Raw genomic sequence first — 3208 nt, 5'->3', positions numbered from 1 at the left:
GACCCGATTGCCTTCATCGGGATCCTTATGCGATCTTCTCTAGCTGTGGTGCGATATGCCGCGAAGTTGTCAAAACGCTGTTGCCAAATCGCAATGCTTGAAACATTTGCAAATGCGCAAATCCGCCTTTGGCAAGCGTGGCATTGAAATATACGGTAACGCTAGCGAACGCGCGGATTTCGCTCTGGGATCAAGAAGACGGGCAACACTATGAGCCTTGGCACAACCAATTCTAAACCGGACCGCGCGCCGCGTATCCTGTTTTACAGCCATGACACTTTCGGTCTGGGGCATTTGCGCCGGTCCCGCGCCTTGGCTGCGGCAATCACGCAGGCGGACCCAAGCGCCTCGGCGCTGATCCTGACGGGTTCACCCGTGGCAGGCCGTTTCACTTTTCCGCGCCGGGTTGACCATGTGCGCCTGCCCGGTGTGACCAAGCGTGCGGACGGCTCGTATGCTGCGCGCACAATCGGAATGGGGATCGACGAAGTAACCGAATTGCGTGCGGGATTGATCCAGACCGCGGTTCAGCAGTTCGACCCAGACGTGTTGGTGGTCGACAAGGAACCGACAGGGTTCCGGGGTGAGCTGTTGCCAACACTGAAATATCTCGAACGCCATTGCGGTACGAAACTGGTTCTGGGCCTGCGTGATGTGCTGGACGAACCCGAAGTGCTGGCCGCCGAATGGGCACGCAAAGAAGCCATCGAAGCGACCGAGCGGTTCTATCATGAGATCTGGGTTTACGGATCACAGTCGATCTACGATCCGACGCAAGGATTGCGGCTGAGCGCGTCAGCGCGATCGCGTATTCACTGGACGGGATATCTGCGCCGCGATCTCGGCCCGGTCGGGGAACCGCCTCAGCAACCTTATATCCTGATCACACCCGGCGGCGGTGGCGATGGTAAGGCGCTGGTCAACCTTGTGCTGTCCGCCTACGAGAAAGACCCAGACCTGTCGCCGCGTGCCGTGTTGGTCTATGGCCCATTCCTGTCGGGTGAATTGCGCAACGATTTCGAAGCACGGGTTGCCGCATTGAATGGTCGCGTAACTGCGGTTGGATTTGAATCGCAGATCGAAACGCTGTTTGCAGGGGCCGAAGGCGTGGTCTGCATGGGTGGATACAACACGTTTTGCGAGGTTTTGTCCTTCGACAAACGGGCCGTCATTGTTCCACGCACCACACCTCGTCTGGAACAATGGATAAGGGCCTCACGCGCGGAAGAGCTGGGGCTGGTCAAGATGCTGGACGAACGACGCGACAGCCTGACACCCGACGCAATGATCCGTGCCATCCGCAATCTGCCGCACCAATCTGTGCCGTCGCATGCCATCCAAAGTGGATTGCTGGACGGTTTGGACTATGTCACCGACCGCATTGACAGCCTGCTGACACGGGAACAGAAACGAGCCACTGGATGAACTCGGCCTCTCCCAATCTGGCGGTTGTGGTCAAAGGCTGGCCGCGACTGTCCGAAACATTTATCGCTCAGGAACTTGTTGCCTTGCAGGAAGCCGGGCACCGATTTGACATCTGGTCTCTGCGCCGTCCGACCGACACCAAACGTCACCCTTTGCACGATCGATTCTTGGGGCAGGTTCGCTATCTGCCGGAATACCTGCATGAGGAGCCACAGCGGGTGTGGGCGGCCCGCACTGCCGCCCAAGACCTGCCCGGCTATGCCGAGGCCTACAAGATCTGGCGGCACGACCTGCGCCGCGATCCCACGCCGAACCGCATCCGCCGGTTTGGGCAAGCATGTGTTCTGGCCGCCGAGTTACCCGCCCAGACGCAGGGGCTCTATGTCCATTTCATGCACACCCCCTCGTCCGTCGCCCGATATGCGGCCATCATGCGCGGTCTGCCATGGAGCTTTTCCGCCCATGCCAAGGATATCTGGACCTCACCGGACTGGGAAAAGCGTGAAAAGCTGCAGGCTGCAACATATGGGGCCGCTTTCGGAGCCACCTGCACGGCAATCGGCGCGGAACACCTGCGCAGCCTCGCTGATGACCCCAACCGCGTGGACCTTATCTATCATGGCCTGGACCTGTCGCGCTTCCCCGAACCGCCAAAGCGCAGGATACGCGCCGCTGGCGATCCGTTTCACATGATTTCCGTTGGGCGGCTGGTTGAAAAGAAGGGCTTTGACCGCCTTATTGCGGCCTTCACGCTGCTGCCGGAAAACCTGGACTGGCATTGGACCCACATTGGCGGCGGGGGTCTTGGGGACTCACTACACAAACAGGTGCGCGCTGCTGGTATCGTGGACCGCATCACCTGGAGGGGGGCCTGCGATCAGCCCGAGGTGATCGAAGCCATGCGCAAGGCCGACCTGTTTGTTTTGCCCAGCCGTGTTGCTGCGGACGGGGACCGGGATGGATTGCCGAACGTGTTGATGGAGGCCGCATCGCAGCAGTTGCCAATTCTGTCGACACCGGTTTCGGCCATCCCGGAATTCATCCAATCCGGAACGCATGGCGTGCTGTCTGATGACGACCCGGCTGCATTGGCTTCGGCCATTTCAGCTTTGGCCGCTGATCCGGAAACGGCAGCATCTATGGCGCGTGCAGCCTATGACCGCCTGATTGCAGATTTTCGAATGGAACCCGGTATTTTACGGCTGTCGGCACGGCTGAAAACCCTGAGCATGGAAGACGCGTAATGGCGCGGGTCGCGTTTTATGCGCCAATGAAATCCCCCGGCAGCCAGATACCCTCGGGCGACCGCGAAATGGCGCGAAACCTTATGCTCGGCTTGGCGGCGCAAGGGGATAAGATCGAACTGGCCTCGGACCTGCGCATCTACGACAAGATCGGAGACCGGGACCTACAGCGAACCCTTGTTCGCGCGGCTGAGATTGAAGCGCAGCGGCTGAGCGCCGAATTGCCCTTTGATACAGATCTGTGGGTGACTTATCACAATTACTACAAAGCACCCGACTTGCTGGGCCCCAAGGTCTGCCAGGCGCGCGGCATCCCATATGTGCAACTGGAAAGCACGCGCGCATCAAGCAGGCTGAACGGGCCGTGGGCCGATTTTGCCCAAGCGGCGCATCAGGCGTGTGATGCAGCGGATATCATATTCTACCACACAGCCAATGACCTGATTACGTTGGAACGGGACCGTTTTGGCAAGCAGGCACTGGTTGAATTGCCGCCATTTCTGCCTGAAACCGGGTTGCCTGTGGCTACGACCGGGGAC

At 59.4% G+C, this 3208-nt stretch carries 2 protein-coding genes and 1 pseudogene; all 3 read left to right on the top strand.

Translation table 11 applies throughout. From position 1 onward, the window contains the following. The first annotated feature begins 210 nt into the window (after positions 1-210). Positions 211-1425, top strand: a complete 1215-nt coding sequence (locus tag AC2FLZ_RS21835; protein ID WP_480473823.1) for a glycosyltransferase family protein — start codon at positions 211-213, stop codon at positions 1423-1425. Beyond that, complete coding sequence (locus AC2FLZ_RS21830) at positions 1422-2669, top strand: glycosyltransferase family 4 protein (RefSeq protein ID WP_496882780.1); 1248 nt, start codon at positions 1422-1424, stop codon at positions 2667-2669. Before AC2FLZ_RS21835 ends, AC2FLZ_RS21830 begins: the two co-directional genes overlap by 4 nt. Next, positions 2669-3208, top strand: a pseudogene (locus tag AC2FLZ_RS21825) (glycosyltransferase family 1 protein); the annotation flags it as partial. The gene AC2FLZ_RS21830 and the pseudogene AC2FLZ_RS21825, both read left to right, overlap by 1 nt.

The sequence above is a fragment of the Ruegeria sp. YKSF131 genome (genome assembly GCF_059612645.1).
This window is presented reverse-complemented; position numbering and strand designations above follow the sequence as displayed.

Coding starts and splice junctions, on each gene's coding strand:
- AC2FLZ_RS21835 (WP_480473823.1), top strand. CDS start 211: ATGAGCCTTGGCACAACCAATTCTAAACCGGACCGCGCGCCGCGTATC.
- AC2FLZ_RS21830 (WP_496882780.1), top strand. CDS start 1,422: ATGAACTCGGCCTCTCCCAATCTGGCGGTTGTGGTCAAAGGCTGGCCG.